Genomic DNA, 21,470 nt, shown 5'->3' on the forward strand with positions numbered 1-21,470 from the left:
CGCCATCCCCTTCGGTCCTTACGGTAAGATCATAACCATCCTCGGATTCGTCTTCTTCCTCGGCTTCTTCCTGGACTGGATCGAGATCACCCTCATCATCCTGCCCCTCCTGGCGCCGGTCATCAAGACCCTCGGCCTCGAGATCGACGGCTACGGCGTCATCTCCGAGCCGGTTCTGGTCTGGTTCGTCATGCTGATCGCCGTCTGTCTCCAGACCTCTTTCCTGACGCCGCCCGTCGGCTTCTCGCTTTTCTATCTCCAGGGGGTCTGTCCGCCGGAGGTCAAGCTTACCGATATCTACCGGGGGGTAGTCCCTTTCATCATCCTGCAGCTTATTGGACTGGCCTTGACCCTCCTGTTCCCGGAGCTGGTGCTCTGGCTGCCGGCCAAGGCCTATGGGTATTAGGCTGCTTAGTGCTGACAAGGCAGTCCACCGGATCGCCGATAAACCCGGCTCAAAGATAGCCGTACAACAATAAAGTACCAAATGCAGGGACACCGTACTGATTGACTGTCAAGCCCGAATAATTAGTACGGTGTCCCTGCATTTTTCCGGGATGGGAGACCTCCCGGTCTACTCGACCCTAAAAAAAACAAAAGGAAAGGCGATTACGAAAAACGAACCCAGAGATATTGAGCTTGAAGAACGAATGGTGAAATTTGACACATGGGTCAAGGAAGGCAAGATACCCTGTTCGTCAAAGGTGATCCCGATTACCCAATCTCTGAATTTTTTGTAATGGGTGTTGTCAACCCAGCAGGTGCTGGAAATTTTGAGAAATTCACGGTCCTATGCCCTGGCCAAATGCCTGTGCAGGAGCAAGCACCAACGGTGCGGCAATCCTCTTGAAGTCTGTTTTTATACTAAGGCATGTATTGATCGTTGCGTATTCGATGCGCAGCTAATGCAGGGAGAAACTGTAACCTATATCAATGAGAAACACTGGGGGAGGTTCTCGTCGGCATCGATCACCGTGAATTGCTCAAATAATCGGTGAGTCGATTCTCCCCTTCTTGTTAAGCCGCCTGGTTCAATCGCCCGCGCACCAGCCCCACCACGTAGGGGCCTTCGGGAGAGGCGATCACCCTTGGATGATCCGGTAGCAGGCGGTTGATCTCGGCCTGAACGTCCTCGATCTTTCTTATGCCCAGTTTCGCCAGGTCGGAAGCCTCGAGATGAGGGGAGTAGACATAAACCTGATTGGCATGGTCAAGGGCCTGGTAGGTAGTTTGTAGGCACCACTGGTCGATCACGAAATGCTCCGGCTTGCCTCGGTGGGAAAAGAAGCTCTCAGGAGTGTGGCCTTCCCGCACCAGCTCACAGTATTCGGACGACCCCAACCCCTCGCGGCAGCCGCAGGTGACCACTACCGCCCCTCCCTTCCTCAAGACATTACGGGCCGCGATGAGCCCCTTGCTCACCTGATAAAACGTTGAATCCAGTGGATATCCGCCCGCCGAGGTCACAACCAGGTCGGCTTCATCATCCAGTAGCCGGACCGACGTTTGCTCAACCATCTTGCATCCCGCCTGATGGGCGATGGTCGGGTGTCCGGCAAAGACGCCCACCATCTGCCGCACCTTGTTGATCACGACATTAACCAGAAAATCCGCGCCCGTCATCTCCATTACACGCTCGCCGGCCTCGTGAAAGGGATTACCGTCGAGAATGCAGTTGGTCACGCCGGGATGGTCGATCATCTTGAAGGAATGCATGAACTTCATGGTGTTGAAGCTGGAGATGCCCGGCAGAATGGCTTTGCGGCCGCCGGAGTACCCCGCGTACATGTGGGGCTCGATGAGGCCGGTCAAGATCTTGAGGTCGGCATCCAGGTAATGGATGTTGAGCTCGATGGGAGCGCCGTCTATTTCCGCAATCCACCTCAGGTCCTCGTCCTTCCTGCAGTAGTGGTTGACGATCCGGTAGTTTTCCATGATCTCGGCCCCGACCATCGACTTGAGCTCGTCGCCGAGATTGGGACGGTGCATCCCGGTGGCAATGAGAATCGTGATGTCCTTGCGCGCGATGCCCGCCTCCTCGAGGATCTTGAGCATGGGGGAAAGAATGAGCTGGTTCGGGACGGGCCGGGTGATGTCGGAAATGACGATGCAGGCGTTCTTGCGCCCGGAGGCGATCGTCGCCAGGGGCGCCGCACCGATGGGGTCGGCCAGAGCGTCTGCAACAGCCTGCTCAGGATTTGGGAGAGGATCGACAGGCTTGGGGTTCAAAATTCTGGTCGACTCAGGCAGCTCGACGCTGATCGGATTCTTACCGCACAAAAGTTCCACATGCATGATGCTCCTCCACTTGTATTTATCTTTTTTTGTATTCAGCGTTACCTTGACCAGGAAATCCGCGCCATAAATGTATCTCTTTTCTGCTCTTCCCGGCCATCAGGCATCGAAAATCTTCCCGGGATTGAGGATACTGTTCGGGTCCAAGGCCTTCTTGATTGACCGAACCAGGCCCAGATATTCCTGCGAAACCACCAGGTCCATGTACTTTTTCCGCTTGTGTCCGATCCCGTGCTCGCCGGAGATCGTCCCTCCCAGATGGGCCGCGATTTTATAAAGATTCGTGAGAATCTCAGGCACGATATCATGCCACTTTTCCAGCGTCCAGGCAGGGTTCATGACCAGTGTGGCGTGAAGGTTTCCGTCTCCGGCATGCCCATAGCAGGGTATGCTCAGGTCGTACTTCTTTGAGAGTTCCTGGATCTGGCGGACCATCTCGGGAATCGCCGCAATGGACACGACAATATCCTCCAGACTCTGGTGCGGCGAAATCACCTTGAATGCTTCGGCGATGTTCTTCCGCACCTTCCAGATTCTCTGGCTGGTGGTATAGTTATCGGCCACATAGACTTCAATGGCCCCATTTTCCAGGCACAATTCACCGATGATTTCGTATTCCCGCTCGACTTGTTCGGCACTGGGTCCATCCACGGTGATAAGCAGCATGGCCTCCGCCTGCTGATAGGGAATGGACTCATTGAGATACTGACAGGTAACCTCCACGGACGTCTTGTCCATAAACTCGATGGCGGTGGGGATGATGCCTCCCGTGGTCATGATCTTTGGAACCACCGCAATGGCCTCATCCGCCGTTTTGAACAGACACAACAGATCGACATTGACCTTGGGAAGCGGCATAAGCCGGAGAGTGATCTTGGTGAAAACGCCAAGCGTGCCCTCCGAGCCCACCATGAGCTGGATAATGTTGTATCCCGTGACATCCTTGACCAGCTTCCCGCCGAGGTTGATAATCTCACCGGCAGGGGTCACTATCTCCAGGCCGATGACGTAACGTGCCGTGACGCCGTATTTGACCGCTTTTCCCCCTCCGGCGTTCTCGGCTACGTTGCCGCCAATGTAGCAGGTCTCCAGACTCATGGGATAACCCGCATAGAACAAGCCGTCGCTCTTGATCAAATCGTTGATCTCATTGGTCACCAGGCCAGGTTCGACGGTGATGGTCATATTCATCCGGTCGTACTCGATGACCTTGTTCATACGATCCATATGCATGACCACGCCGCCATGAAGCGGTACGGCGCCGCCGGAAAGTCCACTTCCGGCTCCCCGAGGGGTGACCGGGATGTTGTTCTTATTGGCCCATTTCAGGATGGAGGCCACTTCCATCGTTGATTCCGGACGCACCAGCGCTTCGGGCATGTGGGCGTACTGCGATTCGGCCACTTCGTCGTGGGAATACGGTTCGAGTTTCTCCTTATCGCCGTAGATAACATATTTCGCACCGACGATCTCGGCCAGTTCTACGGCCAGTTGCGGAGTAACGGGATTGTAAGGCGAAGGTTTTTTCTCTTTTTTTTGGGTCACGTCTTGAGTTGTCATAACATCATCCTTGCGGGCAAAATTTTCTTTCATGAACACGACCGAGCCTGCCGGATCTTCTCTGCCAGTACCGGGACGACATCAAAGAGGTTGCCGACGATACCGACATTGGCTATACGGAAGATCTGAGCGTCCGGGTCGCTATTTATGGCGACGATATTCTCGCTGGTCTGCATTCCAGCCAGATGCTGGATAGAACCGCTGATGCCTATGGCCACGTAAAGTTTAGGGTTAACGGTCTTACCCGAAAGCCCGATTTGGTGGGGATAGCTTAACCAGCCGCGGTCGATGACCTCGCGCGAGGCGCCCAAGGCGCATTCCAGCGCCTCCTGCAGCGGCTTTATGATTTTGAGATTTTCACCTTTCTTGATACCCCTTCCGATCGAGACGATGACCCCCGCCTCGGCCAAGCCATGCTCCTCCTGGCTCTTCAGGAAACCCAAGCGTTTGATGCGACTGGAAAGCATCTCGGAGGGTGCCTCCAGACGTTCTATTCGGCCTGTGCGGCCGGCTTGCCGAGGAGCGGGCGGAGTGGATTGCGGCCGAACTGTGGCCATTTGGGGTCGATGTTTTGGCGTTTTGATGGTGGCCAGGATGTTCCCGCCGATGGCCGGGCGGGTCTGCAGCAGGTTACCGGTCCCTTCCTCAATATCCAATACCGTACAATCGGCCGTCAGCCCTGTGCCAGCCTTAATGGCCACGTAGGGCATGAGGGTCCTGCCTGTCGACGTTGCCCCCGCGATAAAAATTGCAGGTTGATACCTTTTGATCATTTCCAACAAACAGGCGGCATAGGGCTCGACCAGGAAATGCTCCAGGGCAGGCGCTTCCATGGTCAGCACTTGATCGGCACCGCGCTCGATGAGCTCCTGCAAATCATCCTGGTTTAGGTTGTGCCCGAAAAGGATCGCCGTCAGCTCCGCTTTTTGCTTGTTGGCCAGATCTCTTCCACGGGTTAGTAATTCGTGGCTGATCCCCAGTACTCTTCCGGCGGACTGTTCCGCCAGTACCCATATCCCTTTATCTCCCATGATCGGCTCCATTCCAAAAATAGTTTTATATCAGTTCCTTGGCGCGGAGGTACTCGACCAATCGGTCCGTCGCCATCTGGATACCATTTTCATCGACGGCCATGAATTTTTCGCATTGGCGGGTTACGGTGGGGCGGAATATCTTTACCACCCGGGTCGGTGAACCATTCAGTCCCAGCTTGTCGTATTCAACCTTCAGGTCTTTCGCACCCCAGGTAGTAAGATCCATCTTTTTGGCCCTTTGCTTACCACGGAGGGTCGGCAGACGGGGATCGGCCACCTCCTTGACCACGGTCAATACCGCAGGCAAGGCGACCTGAAGAATTTCGTACCCGTCCTCTACCAAGCGATTTACTTTACAAAAGCCGTCGGCGACTCCATCCACCTTGCTGACATAACTGGCCACAGGAAAGTTCAGGAAAGAAGCGATGCCTGGCCCAACTTGCCCGGTATCTCCGTCTGTGGCCCTTTCACCGCAGATGATCAGGTCCACATTGCCGCTTTCGATGGAGAGCTGACGAATGGCGGCCGACAATACGTAACTGGTCGCCCAGGTATCGCTGCCGCCGAAAGCCCTGTCGGTGACCAGGACTGCCGAGTCGCAGCCCATGGCAATGGCCTCACGCAAAGCGAGAGCCGCCTTGGGCGGCCCCATGGAGAGGGCGGTCACTTCTCCGCCATAAGTTTCACGCAGCCGCATGGCGATCTCGATGGCATAGAGGTCAAGCGGGTTGATAATCGCCTCGACCCCTTCGCGGATCATCGTGCCTGTTGCCTCGTCCATCTTGACTGCGCTGGTTTCAGGCACCTGTTTTATCGGGACAACTATTCGCATAACGTTACTCCTTTACAGACATTATCTACAATAGGTCACTCAACGATGCGCAACCTCAATGGCTTATTTTCAATTTTTTTTAAATACTATACCTGTATAATTAATCAACCTGTCTATTGGTCAGACCATAAAGGAGGCGCGTTCTTTTGTCAAGAGTTTTTTTATTTTTTGGATAATTTTTTTTCTAAGAAAATAACAACTACAAAATCAGTAAGTTAAATAAAATTGCGGCGAGTTATTCGAATGGTATTGAAATACGGTCTTTCAACCGGGGGACCCTGTGGGTAAATTGATTGGATCCCACTTACCAATCATGGTTTAGCATTTTTAATAAAAAATCAAATCCTTCTCTGTGAAAGGTTTGTTCAAATCCCATTGGGCGGATTTCGATTTCGATTTGACCTTCAGCGTTTTCGCCAGCGCGGATTCTGCGAAGTTCAGGTGCTCCATCATTGCCCTCCTGGCACGAACAGGGTTTTTATCACGGATGGCTTCATAGATCTTGGTGTGCTGGACGATCAATTTCTGTGGATGACCGGGAGTCAGGTATAATTGCTTTCTTGCCGCCGACACCGTTTTATGAAAGCTGTCGGAAATAGTATTTAAAAATCGCAAGAGCCAGATATTGTGGGTCGATTCCGCTATGGAGTAATGAAAAGCCATATCGATGTCTTCTCCCTTTTCCGGGTCGTCCTCGGCCGAGGCGGCATTCATCTTTTTGAGATTATCCTCGATCTTTGCCAGGTCCATGGCGGTTGCCCTTTGTGCGGCCAGATGGGCTGAGGCGGATTCAAAAATTTTCCGAATCTCATAGATTTCAAAAAAGGTTCCCCTCTCTACGGCAATAAACATGGCCAACGGTTGGATGATAGACTCCTTTGCCGTTTCCTTCACAAAGGTTCCTCCACCGGTTTTGATCTCCACGAAACCCATTATTTCCAAGGCACGCAAGGCCTCACGGACCGAAGCCCTGCTAACCCGCAATTTTTCCGCCAGTTCTCTTTCTGAAAGCAACTTATCACCGGGCTTTAAATCTCCACTCGCCATAAGATCCTTTATCTGCTCGATAATATCTTCATAAATTTTCCTAGCTTTTATAGGCTGAAAATCCATTAAACATCACCTCTCGTCTCGACATTATTCTTTTTTAAATTATACCGGTTTAATGGTCTTACCGCAAGTCATTTATATGGCGGGTTACTTCCGGATCCTCAATGGATTCATGAAAATGGGTCGGCAGAATTTAGTAGAAGAAGAGAACCCTTGGGTTTTTTCTGGAACCCCGCAGTCTTCTGGCCCAGGCCGGTTACGAGGTGACCGAGATGTTCGAGGCGGACTTGTGCTGCGGTATGGGTGGCCCCTACAGCCAGAAGAATCCGGCCATCTCGGCCCACCTGAAGCGGAAACTTTACAACATACAGGAGACTGGCGCGCCCTTAGTGGCCATGGATTGCCCGGCCTGCGTTCTCCAGACCAGGGGAGGATTTGACAAGGATGGGGAACCGGTCCGGGGGCGGCACACGGCGGAACTGCTGGTGGAAAGACTGCTTTGGTTCGAAAATAAAGTTGCAAGATGCAAGTATGAATTACGGGATCGGGGATCGGGGATCGGGGATCGGGTCTGAGTTTAAGAATAAAGTTGCAAGTGTAAAACCTTGAACCTGTTTCCATCATTAATAGTGCGGGATATCAATACAGCGACACTTTTTCCGTCATTCCCGAATGTCTTTATCGGGAATCCAGGGTTTTTAAGAAAATGGGAAATTAAAGTCCCTATTTTCTTTTTGACGAAGCCCCCGAGAGACGTTACTATAGAATCCACACTTCAAATATCTTTGGTGAGTTTCTATCCAAAAAGGGAAGGCAGGATCCATTGATTTCCTGGTTTAAAAAAATTCCCCCGCGCTGGGTGATTGCCCTGGTGATCGCCCTGGCCGTGGTGTTTTTAGGGATTACCCTGATCCTCGGGATGCGATCGGTTCGGTTGGTTACCCGTCTGGGTGAAGATCTTTTCAATCAAATCCAACTCACCCTGGCCCAAAAAATCGCCGAAGATATTCAAGGAAAAGTTCTGGAGTATGAAAACGGCCTTTTGGAAATGAAGCAGTTGATCAGCGGTCAGGAACGGGAAGCCGCCAGGAACCAGGCCCTCCTGTCCGTGTTCAGCCATCTGCGAAATCAGGGCCTCGCCGAATTTCGGGCTATAGATCCCCTGGGACGATCCCTGTTCGAGTTGGGTTTGCCGGAGACCCCCCCCGACCTGATCCGTCAGGTGCTGAACCGGACCCGTGAACAAAAAGGGACCGACCGGATTTTCATTACCGCCCCCTTCCGGCTCCCGGGACAAACGGACCCGAATTTGTACATGCTCCTGGCGACGGCCGCCTTTCGACCGGACGGTGCCTACAGCGGTGCCTGCTTTCTGCGGCTGGCCGCTAATATGATCGCCCTTCAGGCCTCCATGAATGTGGTTTCGGGCCGGAGCGGGTATGTCTGGATCATTGACCCGGAAGGTGTTTTCCTGGCCCACCATGACCTTACTTTTGTGGGCCGGAGCAGTTTTAAGGCCCGCAGGGAAAAGAATCCCCGATTCTCCTATGAGATCATAGACCGCCTGACCCGTCAGCACCTGTTAAAAGGGGAAGAGGGGACTGCAAGTTATGTAACCGGCTGGCACCGGAATACCGTGGGCCGGGTAACCAAACTGATCGCCTACACGCCGGTCCGTTTTCTTGACCAACCGAAGGCCCCTTCGTTCCAATCCTCTTTTACACCGGTTTTCTGGTCCGTGGCAGTCGTGTCCCCGGAAACGGAAGTTACCGGTCTCTTGCAGGTGGTCAGTAAGCAGCAATGGACGATCGCGGGGTTGCTTATCTTTACCATTGTTTTATCGGCGGTGGTGGCTATCATAATCGCCCTCAGGTGGTCTTCTACGCTCCAGCAGGAAGTGGAACGAAAAACAGCGGCTCTGGGGGCGGCCCAAAAGAAACTGCTCCACGCGGAGCGGCTGACTGCTGTCGGGCAAGGGGTGGTGCGGGTTTCTCACGAAATCAAGAATCCGCTCATGGTTATCGGCGGTTTTGCCCGCCAGGTGGCCCGGAAAATCCAGGGAGATGAGTCTTCGGTCCAAAAACTGAACCTGATCGTCGAAGAGGTCCGGCGGCTGGAAAAACTGCTGACCGAGGTGCGTGATTTCACCCGGGTCAAAGAACCGGCCATGGAGGAGGGGAACATCAATCTCGTGGTACAAGCCGTGGCCGACCTTATGGAATCAACGTTATCTTCGGCCGGGGTAAAACTGGAACTTCAGTTGGTGCCTGATCCAGGGCTTTGCCGGTTTGATCCGGATCAGATTAAACAGGTGTTGATTAATCTGGTTAAAAATGCTATGGAGGCCATGCCGCAAGGGGGGTGTATTACTATTCGAACCCGCGGGGAACGCCAAGGGATTTTCGTAGAAGTCATCGATACCGGCCAGGGCATCACCCCGGAACATTTGAACGAAATATTTAATCCTTTCTTTACCACCAAGGAAAAAGGAACGGGGTTGGGTCTAGCGGTATCTATGAAAATTCTGAACGATCACAATGGAGAAATGCTGGTTTCCAGTTGCCTGGGAGAGGGATCGGTGTTTACCATACGCCTTCCCAGGCAGCCCGTATATTAGTACTACAGCGAATTTTTTAGGGACTTTGAATTCTCATTTTCTTGAAAAACCTGGATTCCCGATAAAGACATTCGGGAATGACGTAAAGAATGTCGCTGTAGTATTTGTTAATTCATTTTTAAATCAGAGTTGATTCACCACAGAGACACAGAGAGCACAGAGAATTTCTCTCTTTCTTTGGCGGAAGAAACCGCCCCAAAAAACCACTATCATCGCTTTGCGAACCAGGGTTAATGGGGTGCCGATTTTATTCCACCACCCAGACCGTGCAATTGCGTGCCCGGCTGACGATCATACTGGAGATGCTGCCTAACAGAAATTCCTCACTGCGTGAAAGCCCCTGTCTTCCGACCACGATAGTGCTGTACCCGGTTTCATCCCGTTCCGAAAGGATGCATTCCGCCATGGAGGGGCAATAACGGAGATTGGACCGAACGGTAACATCTTCCGGTTCAGAAACCACCTGCAGGATAGTGACCTTGAAGCCCGCTAAACCGCCCAGCATGTGACCCACAAAAGCCCTCAGCCCCCATCCAAAATCTCCCGGACTTTTTGGGCCAGGGCATTCATGGGAAAGGGTTTTTGAATAAAATGCATCTCTTTTCTTAAAACCCCGTGGTGGATAACAGCATCATCGGTATAGCCCGACATAAAGATCACCTTCATCTCCGGGCGCAATGTTAAGAGATGGTCTCTTAATTCCCGGCCGCTCATTCCAGGCATCACGACGTCAGTAATCAAAAGCTGTATCGATTCATTCGGGTATTCCTGAACCAACCGAATCGCTTCCCGACCGTCTGCGGCTAATAATACTTCATACCCGCAGGTTTGAAGGGTTTTTCGAATGATTTTTCCCACTTCTTTTTCATCCTCGGCCACCAAAATGGTTTCCGACCCTTTGGGCAGTTCCTGGGGGTGGTTTAGAAATCCGTCTGATTCAGAAGTCTGGTCGACCCTTGGGAGATAGATCTTGAAGGTGGTGCCAAGGTTTTCCTCACTATAGACCCAGATGTTTCCGCCGCTCTGTTTGACAATCCCGTAGATCGTCGACAATCCCAATCCCGTCCCTTTGCCTAATTCTTTGGTAGTAAAAAAGGGTTCAAATATTCGATCCTTCACCTCCGGAGTCATGCCCGCCCCGGTATCCGTTACGGAAAGTCTGACGTAAGGACCGGCTTGGACCCCGGCATGGGTCTGGGCATAGGTTTTATCCAACTCGACATTGTCGGTTTCGATGAGGAGCTTTCCTCCATAAGGCATGGCATCCCGGGCGTTGACCGTAAGGTTAAGGATCACCTGTTCGATCTGGCCGGGATCGGTCTTTATTTTTCCTAAATCCTCAGCCAGGGAATGGACCACTTCGATATCCTCCCCGAGAATCCGACGGAGCATCTTGTCTAAATCTTTTAAAAGGATATTTAAATCGATCACTTTCATCTCCAGCATCTGCCGGCGGCTGAAAGCCAGAAGCTGGCGCGTAAGATCCGAGGCCCGTTCCCCGGCTTTTTTGATCTGGTCAATGGCTTCTCCGGCCTGTTCCCCCCGTTGAAGTTTCAAGGCCGCCAGTTCACTGTAACCCTGGATGATGGTGAGGATATTGTTAAAATCGTGGGCCACTCCCCCGGCCAGCCGGCCGATGGCCTCCATCTTCTGAGACTGACGCAGTTGTTCTTCCAAAAAGGTTTTTTCAATTTCCGCCTGCCGGCGATCAGCCAGTTCTTTTTCCAACTGGCTGTTGGCTTTGGCCAAATCAGCGGTACGGACCCCCACCTGTTCTTCCAGGTGCTGGCGGTGGCCTTCCAGTTCCCGATCCCGTATCTGGATTTGCTCCAACATGTCGTTGAAGCCTTCGGCCATGGAACCCAATTCATCATTTTGAAGAACAGGGGCCCTTAGGGAATAATTTTTATCTTTGGAGATGGTCCCCATCAACTGAACCAACGTATTGATCGGCCTTGTGATGACCTGATGCAATTTAGATAATAAAATAAAGGCTACCAGAAGGGATATGCCCAGGGCCAGGGAGACCATGATCACATACCGCAGGAGAAGGGAATAAAACTTGTTCAGATCCGAATGAAAATAAACGGTCCCGATTATTTTATCGTTGAAAACGATTGGCTGGGATAACCGCAGCGAATTGATTCCAAATTGAAACCCCTGGCCCGGAAATGGAGAAGAAAGGCTGTTCCCTTCGGCCCCTGGTCTTTGGTAGGCGGCAAAGATCTTACCATCTGTCGAATAAATCACGGCCTGGATAATATTGGGCGCGGTCTGTAATACGGATAAGGTTTCCCCGGCCGCCTTCGGGTCATTGAACAGGAGAGCCGAGGTGCAATGCCGGCCGATCATCCTGGCTTCAATCCTCAGGTCGTTGACCAGGGAACGGCGGAACAAGATCAGCTCATGGGTCATCAAAATCATATTAGCCAAAAGCAAGGCCGCGCCGGTGGTTAACAGGCTGATCCGTATTAGTTTTCTTTTAATGGAACGATTTCGGACTTCAGGCATTTCAATCTTTTTCCCTTAGGAGGTTTCCTGAATAATTTTTGCCAGTTTAAGGAGATGGGAACTGATTTTAAAACCGGCCCGTCTGGCCGCATCCATATTGATTTCAAAACGGACCTTGTTCCGCTCAATAAAAAAATTAATCATCACCCCTTGCTGACCGAACCCCTCAGAGTCTCCGATCGAGAGGATCCCCAGTTCGTTAGTCTGTTTAAGGATCGAGGGTAAACGATTTTTTTCTGAATGAGTGATGAACAGTACCTGGGCGTCTTTCAGATCAGGGATGGATTGGGAATGCCGGATAGATAATTTCCGGCCCTGCACGGTTTCTCCCTGGTAATTTTCAAAGACGGCAGCAAAGGGATTTTCGCCCAGGATATAAAGATTAAAAGAGGGATGAAGTTTCTTGTTCGGTTTTACCGGCCATTCGATAAACTGAAGAAAATTATAGATAAAAGCCGCCTTGATCTGATATTCGGTGGGTTTTTGCTCCTGGGCATAAAGTGCCCCGCCCGGCAATAGGGCCCAAGAGAGAAAACTGATGAAAAAGAAAAGGATGGTCCGCAGGTTTTTGGGTAACATTCGTTCCAGCCGAAATCTTTTAGAACCGATAAGTCAATTTTATGCGAAAAGCACGTCCGTCCTGGGTAATACTATCCGACCGATGTTCCGCTGATCCGGGGTCGCCGTAGGATGAATCAAAAAGATTATAAATGGTGCCGGAAATTTCCAGCCCCCGGCTCAGGTTCCGGGCCAGCAGGGTTATATTCATAGTGAAAACGTCATCGACGGCATTCCCGGCAAGGGTTTTACGTCTGCTGGTGTATTGCAGCTCCGGTCCCAAAAAAAGCTTTTCCTTAAAGAGGGGGATATTCAAATTGAACTTGGCCAAATGCCTTGGAGAATTGGTTAAGGTCTCCCCGGTTTCTTTGTTTTTGGCCTCCTGGAGGGTATAGCTGATTTTACTTTCCAAACCGGTAGCCCATCGACCCGCCAGCTCCAGTTCCATGCCCAAGGCTTCCGTTTTCCCGGTATTTCTAAATACCAATAACCCATCGGAGGGATCGATGGTCTGATTGATGAGGTTGTCTATGGTGTAATAATAGAAGGCTGAATGGCCCCGAAGATGTTTGCCCAAGTATTGTTCAAAGACCAACTCATAGGTCCTGATAGTTTCAGGTTTCAGGTTGGGGTTGGATTTGGCGGTTAAGCCCTGGTCTTGATAATACAATTCGTAGATATTTGGCGCCCGAAAGGCCGTGCCGTAGAGAAGTTTAAAAGTGGTTTTCTCCAGTGGGCTGTAGATCAAGGCCAGCCGCGGATTGGTGGTCCCCCCAAAGGTTTCAAAATAGTCATAACGCAGGCCGGCATTGAGGATCAGGTTAGGAAGGATGGAAAATTCATCCTGGAGGTAGAAGGCCCAGTTTTGGCTGTTCCTTTTATCGTCGAGATAAATTGTTGACGGGTCCTCATCATAATTACGCTGGTTTTGACGGATATTGTCGACATATTCCACCCCAAAGGTCACCTTGTGTTTTTTGACCAGGGTGCGGGTTACCCTTGATTCCAACCCCCACCATTCCCCAAGAGAAGAATCTTTATTGATCACGCCGTCATAAAAATATTCCGCTTTATACCGGTAATAGTCATAAAAAACACGGGCCGTGAAATCCCAACCCTCAGGGAAGAGATGCTGGTATTTGAGATCCAGATAGGCCCGTCCGTCGATGGTATGATTGCCCGGATTATTGAAATCGGTTCCATAGGAACCGGTGGGAAGTACCTTCTTCCGGTCGTTTAAGGCCCCCTGAAGGGTGAACTCATTAAAAGACCAGGTGGTGAAAAAACGGTAGGAGCGGTCATCGTCCACATTTTGGGCTATTCCATTATTGGTGGACGGGTCGTCAAATTCCTTGAAATAGAGACGGTCATTGCCCCGACTGTCAGAATAAGAACCGGACAGGATCATTTCCAGACCATTTAAAAATTGATCGCCATAGGTCAAGCGGCCCTTATAGGTTTCAAGGCTTCCGGCTTCCCCCGAAGCCTCCAGACCTTTTATACCGTCCCCCTTTCTGGTGATGATGTGAATAGCGGCAAAAAAGGCGTTACTGCCGTAAAGGGATGAACCGGGCCCGCGGATGAATTCCAGGCGGTCGATCAGGTCGATATCGAGTATGAATTCCGATCCTATCAGTAAGCTGTCGTAAATATTATCATTAATTCGATGGCCATCGATCAGGAGCAGGATCCGGGAGTTATAATCTCCGGGGCGCCCAAAGCCTCTTACTCCCAAATAACTGTAATTCCTGTCATTGGTAACAAAAACGCCGCGGATGCTCCGCAGAACCTCCGCCAGGGTCCGATAGCCGAATTTTTTGATTTCTTCGGCCGTCACTACGGTTACCGAAGAAGGGGCTTCGGTGACCTTCTGTAAAAATTTCGAAGCCCCGTAAACCGTGGTGACTTCTATTTCCATCAACTGTTCCAGGGTCAATCGTTTGAGATTAGGCCCTGTTCCGACTGTTTCTGCTCCCAGATCACCGATTACGGCCCCTATGGTCATCACCAGGCAGCAGGCCAACCCCTTCAAACCGATCTTCGATCGTTTTGATAATATGAAATTTTTATGGTCCATATCCAAAAAATATTCTGATTTCCCTTTCTCCCATGTTATCGGCAAATTTTCAAATTAAATTGAATAGAAAATTTCAAAAAAAAACTATTTGAAATTTTTATGTTCCTATTTTTTACAGAAGGTAAAGATAAAATCTTCCAGGAGAAAGGCCGGGGTGGCGCCGCTGGTTTTAAGCCGGCGGTCGGCTTCATGGAGGGCTTCCAAAGCGGAAACCAATCGCGGAAGGGGAAAATTCGCCGCTGTTTTCATTGTATTGAAAAGAACAAAGGGGTGGGTTTTCGATAAAGGCTCCGGTAATGGGATTTGTTTTAACTGGGGCTGGATCAAGGCAGAAAAAGCCCCAAAGTCCTTCCAGGCCCGGGGAGGGATTTGGGAAACCGCTTTCAACAGTTCCTTGGCCACTAAGAGCCGCCGTAAGGCATTAGTGATGCCCGATAGGATTTGTAAAGGATTATAGCCCTGCTCCCAAAGTTGTTTGAGTTTTCGAAGGGCCTCTTCAAAATTGCGCTCCCCTAAGACCGTAGTCAATTCATACAAGGGTTCTTCCCGATTGGTCCCTACCAAATCGGTAATATCTATTGAAAGGATCTGTTTTCGATCTCCAAGATAGGAAAGCAGTTTTTGTATTTCCATTTCCAACTGAAAGACTTCAGGTTCGATACGTTCTAACAGAAGGGCCTCGGCCTGGGGGTGAATGGTTTTTCCTTCCCGGAAAAGGCGGGACTTCAAATAACCCTTTAAGGCGGTCGTTTGTTCCCCTTTTTTGCTTTGTCTTATTGAGAGATTAAGAATAACCCCGTATTCGGCAATGGTCTTCACGATTTTTTTTGACCCGGGCGAACCTTCTATGAGGAGGATCAATATGTGCTCCCGGGGGAATCCCTGCCGGATAGCCGCCTCGAGAAATTGATCGGGATGCCCTGTTCCGGATTCATCCGGTGATTGAGCCTGTATAAAAACCAGGGCTTCCTTAAACCAGTCCGGTATGGCATTGGGCTTATTCGGGAAAAGTTTTTCCCGAAGGGCTTCCCCGTTTTCTTTCAATTCCGTATCAATCGAGGCCGATGAGATCCCGGCCTGCTGTAATAAAGATCGAACTATCCGGGCGCAGCGCTCCGATTGCCCTTTCTGCCAGGCTTCTTCGGCCTTTTTCCAGAGATGATCCTGGCGGCCGGTAGAAAAAATCTGTACCGGGTTTTTAACAGAGACCACCTTGCGTCCAGGGAAAAAGGGAAAAGTCTGAAGCCGTTCCAGGATTCCATGGATGTCTTCTTTTTCCCCATCGGCGATTTCCAGGTTAAAAGAACGCATTTCTTGCGGGAGCAGACGGCTGATCAATTGCTGGTGAATCTCTTGAATAAGATAGGCGTCGCCGGCGATCAGATAGATAGGGGCCGACTGGCCTTTTTCTGCCTGGGCCAGGACCTTGGATATATCCTTATAGGTGTAAATGGGCATCAGGACCAATTCATAAGAAAATGGTAAGAATGGAAAGGGCGGATAGAAAAAAGGCCCCTGCCGGGGCCTTTTCGGATTTCGGATACGCATCACTTATGATTCTAAAACAAAAATAACTTCCATCCGGACCCGGTATTCAACGAGTTTATTGTTTTCTACCGCGATTCTTTGTTCGACAATTTTCATGCCGGTAATTCCCCGCAAGGTCTTAGTAGCCCTCTTGAAGCCCACGGAGATCGCATCTTCAAAACTTTTTGGTGAAGCAGCAATTATCTCGGTTACTCTGGCAACTCGGGCGGCCATAAAATCACCTCCTTTCTGTTTCTAAAATAAAAACAATTCAAGGATTCTCAAAGATCGGTTTATTCGCAGCTTTTCGAGTGCTTTTACCCTCTGCGACCTGGAGTGGGGAATTAAGTTACTTAACTTTTACTTAATTTTAACATGGCCCGAAAGGGTTCGCAAGGAGAAAAAGAAGTTCAATTACTCCTTGACTTTTCTATTTAAACCAAGATATTATTTTATAAAAATCAGGATAAAAAACCTATGGAGTGGCAAGTGTTTGAAATATTAGAAGAAAAAATTGATCAGATCGTAAAAAAGATGGAAGTTCTGTCTCAGGAAAACGCCACCTTTAAAGAAAAAATTAAGGAAAAAGAAGCGGTTATCCAAAGTGCCCAAGAGCGGATCGAGGCTCTGGAAGAAGAAAAAGAGCTGATCAAAGCCAAAGTCGATGGGATTTTGGAAAAAATAAGTCTGGTAATAGGGTAAGTTCATCACTCGTGACCCAATTATTTAAGGTTGAAATATTAGGAAATGAATATACCCTGAGGGGGGATCTTGATCCAGGGCTGATGGAAAAGGTGTCGGTCTTGTTAAATCAAAGGATTAAAGAAGTCCAAGCCTCGATGCCTTCCGCCAGTAAAGTCCATCTGGTTATTCTAACCGCCCTGAACATAGCCTATGACTATCTTCTGGCCAAAGAAGAATTGGAACAGATGGAAAAGATGATGGAAGCCAAAAGCCAGCAATGGATGACCAAGTTGGATACCTGCACACCCTAGATGACAACCTCTTCACCGGGGTTTTATTATATAATATAATTTTTAAGGAATTAAGAGCAAGCACTCCTCAAAAGGTTTGGGTCAACGATATAATTGAATCAAGAATTCTTTCATAAAATTTTTCTAAATTCTAAAAACCCATCCGGTAGTCTTGCTCTCCTTATCAAAGGAAGTCCCTCTGGATATTCCTTTGTCGGTGCCTTCCCAGGCTAACTTCCGAAGAAGGTTCAACCGGCTCCAAAAACAACTTTTTCGAGTTTTAATAATAAGGAAGTCATGATATCAGCACATTTGATCGGTCTGATCAGCGGAATATTTTTGGCCCTCTTTTTGGGAATCCTGATCGGTTTCTTGGTTCGCAAAAAATTTACCGAAAGCCGGGTCGAATCCATCGAGGCCCTTTCGAAAAAGATTGTCGAAGAGGCTAAAAAAGAGGCTGAAACAGTAAAAAAAGAGGCCCTCCTGCAGGCCAAAGACAACCTCTATCAAATGAAGATGGAATTTGAAAAGGAGACCAAGGAGCGGAGACAGGAGATCCAGGAACAGGAAAAAAGGATCCTGCTCAAAGAGCAAAACTTGGACCGGAAGCTTGAAGTGATTGAAAAAAGGGAGTCCGATTTTGAGAAAAAAGATCGATCCCTGGCCCACAAAGAAAAAGAGACTTCCGAACTCAAAGAAAAATGTGAACAATTGATCGACGAACAGAAAAAACGGTTGGAACACCTGGCAGGCATATCTTCCCAGGAAGCCAAGGAGCTGTTGCTCCAAGCCATGGAGAATGAGGCTAAACACGAGGCCGCCAAGACCATTCGTCGTATTGAAACCGAGGCTAAAGAGATAGCGGATAAAAAGGCTAAGGAGATCATCTCTCTGGCTATTAAACGGTATGCCGGAGATTATGTGGCTGAAAAAGTCGTTTCCTACGTAAACTTGCCCAATGAGGAAATGAAAGGGCGAATCATTGGACGGGAGGGAAGGAATATCCGGGCCATTGAAGCAGCCACCGGCATTGATTTGATTATTGATGATACCCCGGAGGCGGTTATCCTTTCAGGGTTTAATCCGGTTCGCCGGGAAGTGGCCAGGCTTTCCCTGGAGAGACTGATCAGTGACGGCCGAATACATCCAGCCCGTATTGAAGAGGTAGTGAAAAAAGTTTCCCAGGAAATGGAAGTGGCCATTCGGGAAGCCGGCGAAACAGCCACCTTCGATGTGGGGGTCCATGGGATCCACCCGGAAATGATTAAATTGATTGGTAAATTGAAATACCGGTCCAGTTACGGCCAGAATGTGTTGCAACACTCGCTGGAGGTCGCCTTCCTTTGCGGGGTCATGGCCTCTGAATTGGGTTTAAATATTAAACAGGCCAAGCGGGCCGGTTTGCTCCATGATATCGGGAAAGCCGTGGACCACGAAGTGGAAGGATCTCATGCGATCATCGGGGCCGATTTGGCCAAAAGACATGGTGAGGCCAACCGGGTTGTGCATGCCATTGCCTCCCACCATGAAGATATTCCACTTGAAACGATCCTGGATGTCCTGGTTCAGGCGGCCGATACCCTTTCCGGGGCCAGGCCCGGGGCCAGGAAAGAGATGCTGGAAACTTATGTTAAACGCCTCGAAGACCTGGAGAAGATAGCCAAGTCTTTTGAAGGAATCGGAAAGACCTATGCCCTTCAAGCCGGCCGCGAGATTCGAATCATCGTAGAAAGTGAGAAGGTTTCCGATAACGATATATATATCCTTTCCAGGGACATTGCCAAAAAAATCGAAGAGAGTTTAACCTATCCCGGCCAAATCAAAGTTACGGTAATCAGAGAAATCCGGGCTGTAGAATACGCCAAGTAATTAAAAAAGGTGTAAGGTCCTTTTCAGAGGAATATCCGTGTCTGTCAACATCCTATTCATCGGCGACATTGTCGGGAAACCCGGCCGTAAAACGGTACGGGAAATATTACCCTTATTGATGGATCGTTTTCAGGTGGATTTGGTAATCGCCAATGGAGAAAATGTTTCCGGCGGAATCGGGATTTCCGTTAAAGGAGCCGATGAGCTTTTATCAGGCGGGATCCATGTCCTGACCTCGGGAAACCATATCTGGAAGAAAAAAGAGATCCAGACCTATATACAGCAAAATCCGGACCTGATCCGGCCGGCCAATTATCCGGCCGGTACACCCGGGAACGGGTCTGTGATCAAAGAGACCAGATCGGGGCACCGGATCGGGATTCTCAATTTGTTAGGGCGGACCTTTATGGAAGCGGTGGACTGCCCTTTCCGAAGGGGTCTGGAAGAGAGAGAGCGATTGATTAAAGAGACTTCGATTATACTGGTCGATTTTCATGCCGAAGCCACTTCAGAGAAGGTTGCTCTGGGTTGGTTTCTGGATGGCAAGGTCAGCGCTGTTCTGGGCACCCATACCCACGTCCAGACTTCCGATGAGAGGATTTTACCTCAAGGCACGGCCTATATGACCGATGCCGGAATGACCGGCCCGGCGGATTCAGTGATCGGGGTGAAAAAAGAATTGGCGATTGAACGGTTTCTGACCCAGATGCCTCATAAATTTGAAGTGGCTAAAAGGGAATTGGTCCTGGAAGGGGCCCTTATATCCATTGATCCGGAGACGGGACGGGCCACGGAGATTACCAGAATTCGGGAAAGGGTGAATATCAGTTCGGAGTATTGAGTTGAAAAATTTCTATCAGACATTGAAAGAACGGGGATTTATCGAACAGGTAACCGATCCTGAAGAGATGGAAGCCCTTTTTGAACAAAAGATCCTGTCGGCCTATATCGGGTTTGATCCCACGGCGGAGAGCTTGCACGTGGGCAGTCTGATCCCCATCATGGCCCTGGCCCATTTTCAACAACACGCCCATCGTCCGATCGCCCTGGTGGGCGGTGGAACGGCTTTAATCGGGGACCCCAGCGGTAAAAAAGAGATGCGTCCGGTGTTGAGCCATGAAGAAATACGGCATAACGCCGAAGGGCTGAAAAAACAACTGGCCCGTTATATGATCCTGGACGGTCCTTCCGGAATACTGTTAAACAACGTGGACTGGCTGGCCCCTTTAAATTATATTGAATTTCTGCGGGATATCGGCCGCCACTTCAGCGTGAACCGGATGTTGACGGCCGAGTCGGTCAGGCAGCGCCTGGAAACCGGATTATCCTTTATCGAATTCAACTATCAGTTACTCCAGGCCTATGATTTCTTTCATCTCTATTCCCATGAGGGCTGTTTACTTCAAATGGGCGGATCGGATCAATGGGGGAATATCGTGGCCGGCATCGATCTGATCCGACGGATGAAAGGTGGGAAGGCTTATGGTTTGACTTTCCCTTTAATTGTCACCAGTTCCGGCGAGAAGATGGGAAAAACCGCCAAGGGAGCGGTCTGGTTGGATTCTGAAAAGACCAGTCCCTATGAATATTATCAGTTTTGGATCAATACCGAAGACCGGGATGTGGGACGATTTTTGGCTTTATTTACCTTTCTGCCGATGGATAAGGTTCGGGAACTCGCTCAGAAGGAAGGGGCCGAGCTGCGGGGGGCCAAAGAGATTTTAGCCCTGGAAGCTACAGCGATAACCCATGGTCGGGCGGAAGCCGAAAAGGCCCGGGAAACCTCGCATAATCTGTTTTACGGGCAGGGCCTGGAAACCGGGGCCGTTGGCACAACGTCCCTGCCCAGGGAAAAATTGGTACAGGGGATCGAGGCTTATCTGCTGCTGGTGGAGGCGGGGATTTGTAAAACCCGGGGTGAGGCCAGGCGGCTGATTGCCCAAGGGGGCGTTACGTTGAATGATCAACGGGCCTCTTCTTTTGATCAAAAGGTTTATTTGCAACAATTGCAAGACAATACCCTTCTTCTTAAGATCGGGAAAAAAAGATTTCATAAAATCATTTTTTCTTGATTTTTTTCTTGACTTAATCTGAAAATAAGGTAATGTAGCATTTTTACTTTGCGAGGGGAAATACTTCTTGACAAAATAAAAAAAATAGATTATCTTCTTTTTACTTGATCTTTGAAAACTAAATAGTGAGACGATTTTGTGGTCCCTTTTTTTTGTAACAAATTTTTTGAGTTTAATTGGAGAGTTTGATCCTGGCTCAGAATGAACGCTGGCGGCGTGCTTAACACATGCAAGTCGTACGAGAAATCCGCCTTCGGGTGGAGAGTAAAGTGGCGCACGGGTGAGTAACGCGTGGGTAATCTACCCTCGAATTGGGGATAACACACCGAAAGGTGTGCTAATACCGAATAAGACCACGACCTCCACGGGGGTTGCGGTCAAAGATGGCCTCTGCTTGCAAGCTGTCGTTTGAGGATGAGCCCGCGTACCATTAGCTTGTTGGTGGGGTAATGGCCTACCAAGGCAACGATGGTTAGCTGGTCTGAGAGGATGGC

The 21,470-nt window shown here is 49.9% G+C and carries 19 protein-coding genes and 1 rRNA gene; 9 read left to right on the plus strand and 11 right to left on the minus strand.

Annotated elements, in window-relative coordinates:
* Positions 1-406: TRAP transporter large permease subunit (locus HY879_24780; protein ID MBI5606560.1), on the plus strand; the 406-nt coding region annotated here is incomplete at its 5' end.
* A gap of 611 nt (positions 407-1,017) precedes the next feature.
* Here HY879_24780 and larA read toward each other — a convergent pair.
* From larA to HY879_24805, 5 genes are all read right to left on the minus strand, one after another.
* Entirely contained in the window at positions 1,018-2,295 is a 1,278-nt protein-coding gene (larA, locus tag HY879_24785) for a nickel-dependent lactate racemase (protein MBI5606561.1), read from the minus strand.
* 99 nt (positions 2,296-2,394) lie between these two features.
* Positions 2,395-3,855 (minus strand): FAD-binding protein, encoded by a 1,461-nt coding sequence (locus tag HY879_24790; GenBank protein MBI5606562.1) that lies wholly within the window; start codon positions 3,853-3,855, stop codon positions 2,395-2,397.
* Between the two features lie 29 nt (positions 3,856-3,884).
* Positions 3,885-4,886, minus strand: a complete 1,002-nt coding sequence (locus tag HY879_24795) for an electron transfer flavoprotein subunit alpha/FixB family protein (protein MBI5606563.1) — start codon at positions 4,884-4,886, stop codon at positions 3,885-3,887.
* 25 nt (positions 4,887-4,911) lie between these two features.
* Positions 4,912-5,721: an electron transfer flavoprotein subunit beta/FixA family protein gene (locus HY879_24800; protein MBI5606564.1), complete on the minus strand. Its 810-nt coding sequence runs from the start codon at positions 5,719-5,721 to the stop codon at positions 4,912-4,914.
* A gap of 327 nt (positions 5,722-6,048) precedes the next feature.
* Complete coding sequence (locus HY879_24805; GenBank protein MBI5606565.1) at positions 6,049-6,768, minus strand: FadR family transcriptional regulator; 720 nt, start codon at positions 6,766-6,768, stop codon at positions 6,049-6,051.
* A 275-nt stretch (positions 6,769-7,043) separates the two neighbouring features.
* Between HY879_24805 and HY879_24810 the strand changes: the two genes are divergently transcribed.
* Together HY879_24810 and HY879_24815 are read left to right on the plus strand one after the other, a co-directional pair.
* A complete protein-coding gene (locus tag HY879_24810; protein ID MBI5606566.1) occupies positions 7,044-7,346 on the plus strand; it encodes a (Fe-S)-binding protein in 303 nt (100 codons plus the stop codon).
* Positions 7,347-7,594: 248 nt separating this feature from the next.
* Positions 7,595-9,388 carry a hypothetical protein gene (locus HY879_24815; GenBank protein MBI5606567.1) on the plus strand — a complete coding sequence of 598 codons (1,794 nt, stop codon included), beginning with the start codon at positions 7,595-7,597 and terminating at the stop codon, positions 9,386-9,388.
* A 247-nt stretch (positions 9,389-9,635) separates the two neighbouring features.
* Here HY879_24815 and HY879_24820 read toward each other — a convergent pair whose 3' ends face one another.
* From HY879_24820 to HY879_24845, 6 genes are all read right to left on the minus strand, one after another.
* On the minus strand, positions 9,636-9,893 hold the full coding sequence (locus HY879_24820; protein MBI5606568.1) for a universal stress protein: 258 nt from the start codon (positions 9,891-9,893) through the stop codon (positions 9,636-9,638).
* Between the two features lie 17 nt (positions 9,894-9,910).
* The gene (locus HY879_24825) at positions 9,911-11,899 is read right to left on the minus strand and encodes a response regulator (GenBank protein MBI5606569.1); all 1,989 of its coding nucleotides are present in this window, start codon (positions 11,897-11,899) and stop codon (positions 9,911-9,913) included.
* 15 nt (positions 11,900-11,914) lie between these two features.
* Entirely contained in the window at positions 11,915-12,478 is a 564-nt protein-coding gene (locus tag HY879_24830; GenBank protein ID MBI5606570.1) for a YfiR family protein, read from the minus strand.
* Positions 12,479-12,497: 19 nt separating this feature from the next.
* Positions 12,498-14,534 (minus strand): TonB-dependent receptor, encoded by a 2,037-nt coding sequence (locus HY879_24835; GenBank protein MBI5606571.1) that lies wholly within the window; start codon positions 14,532-14,534, stop codon positions 12,498-12,500.
* Positions 14,535-14,639: 105 nt separating this feature from the next.
* Positions 14,640-15,992, minus strand: coding sequence for a hypothetical protein (locus HY879_24840; GenBank protein ID MBI5606572.1), 1,353 nt, complete (start codon positions 15,990-15,992; stop codon positions 14,640-14,642).
* A gap of 93 nt (positions 15,993-16,085) precedes the next feature.
* Positions 16,086-16,295 (minus strand): dodecin domain-containing protein, encoded by a 210-nt coding sequence (locus tag HY879_24845; GenBank protein ID MBI5606573.1) that lies wholly within the window; start codon positions 16,293-16,295, stop codon positions 16,086-16,088.
* A gap of 255 nt (positions 16,296-16,550) precedes the next feature.
* Between HY879_24845 and zapB the strand changes: the two genes are divergently transcribed.
* The 6 genes from zapB to HY879_24875 form a co-directional block, all read left to right on the plus strand.
* Complete coding sequence (gene zapB / locus HY879_24850) at positions 16,551-16,763, plus strand: cell division protein ZapB (protein ID MBI5606574.1); 213 nt, start codon at positions 16,551-16,553, stop codon at positions 16,761-16,763.
* An 11-nt stretch (positions 16,764-16,774) separates the two neighbouring features.
* Positions 16,775-17,056 carry a cell division protein ZapA gene (locus tag HY879_24855; GenBank protein MBI5606575.1) on the plus strand — a complete coding sequence of 94 codons (282 nt, stop codon included), beginning with the start codon at positions 16,775-16,777 and terminating at the stop codon, positions 17,054-17,056.
* Between the two features lie 276 nt (positions 17,057-17,332).
* Positions 17,333-18,904, plus strand: a complete 1,572-nt coding sequence (gene rny, locus HY879_24860) for a ribonuclease Y (protein ID MBI5606576.1) — start codon at positions 17,333-17,335, stop codon at positions 18,902-18,904.
* 37 nt (positions 18,905-18,941) lie between these two features.
* Entirely contained in the window at positions 18,942-19,745 is an 804-nt protein-coding gene (locus HY879_24865; protein MBI5606577.1) for a TIGR00282 family metallophosphoesterase, read from the plus strand.
* Between the two features lies 1 nt (position 19,746).
* Positions 19,747-20,976, plus strand: a complete 1,230-nt coding sequence (locus HY879_24870) for a tyrosine--tRNA ligase (GenBank protein ID MBI5606578.1) — start codon at positions 19,747-19,749, stop codon at positions 20,974-20,976.
* A gap of 171 nt (positions 20,977-21,147) precedes the next feature.
* Positions 21,148-21,470, plus strand: a 16S ribosomal RNA gene (locus tag HY879_24875); the annotation flags it as partial.

The organism is Deltaproteobacteria bacterium, from assembly GCA_016219225.1.
Taxonomy (GTDB): domain Bacteria; phylum Desulfobacterota; class RBG-13-43-22; order RBG-13-43-22; family RBG-13-43-22; genus RBG-13-43-22.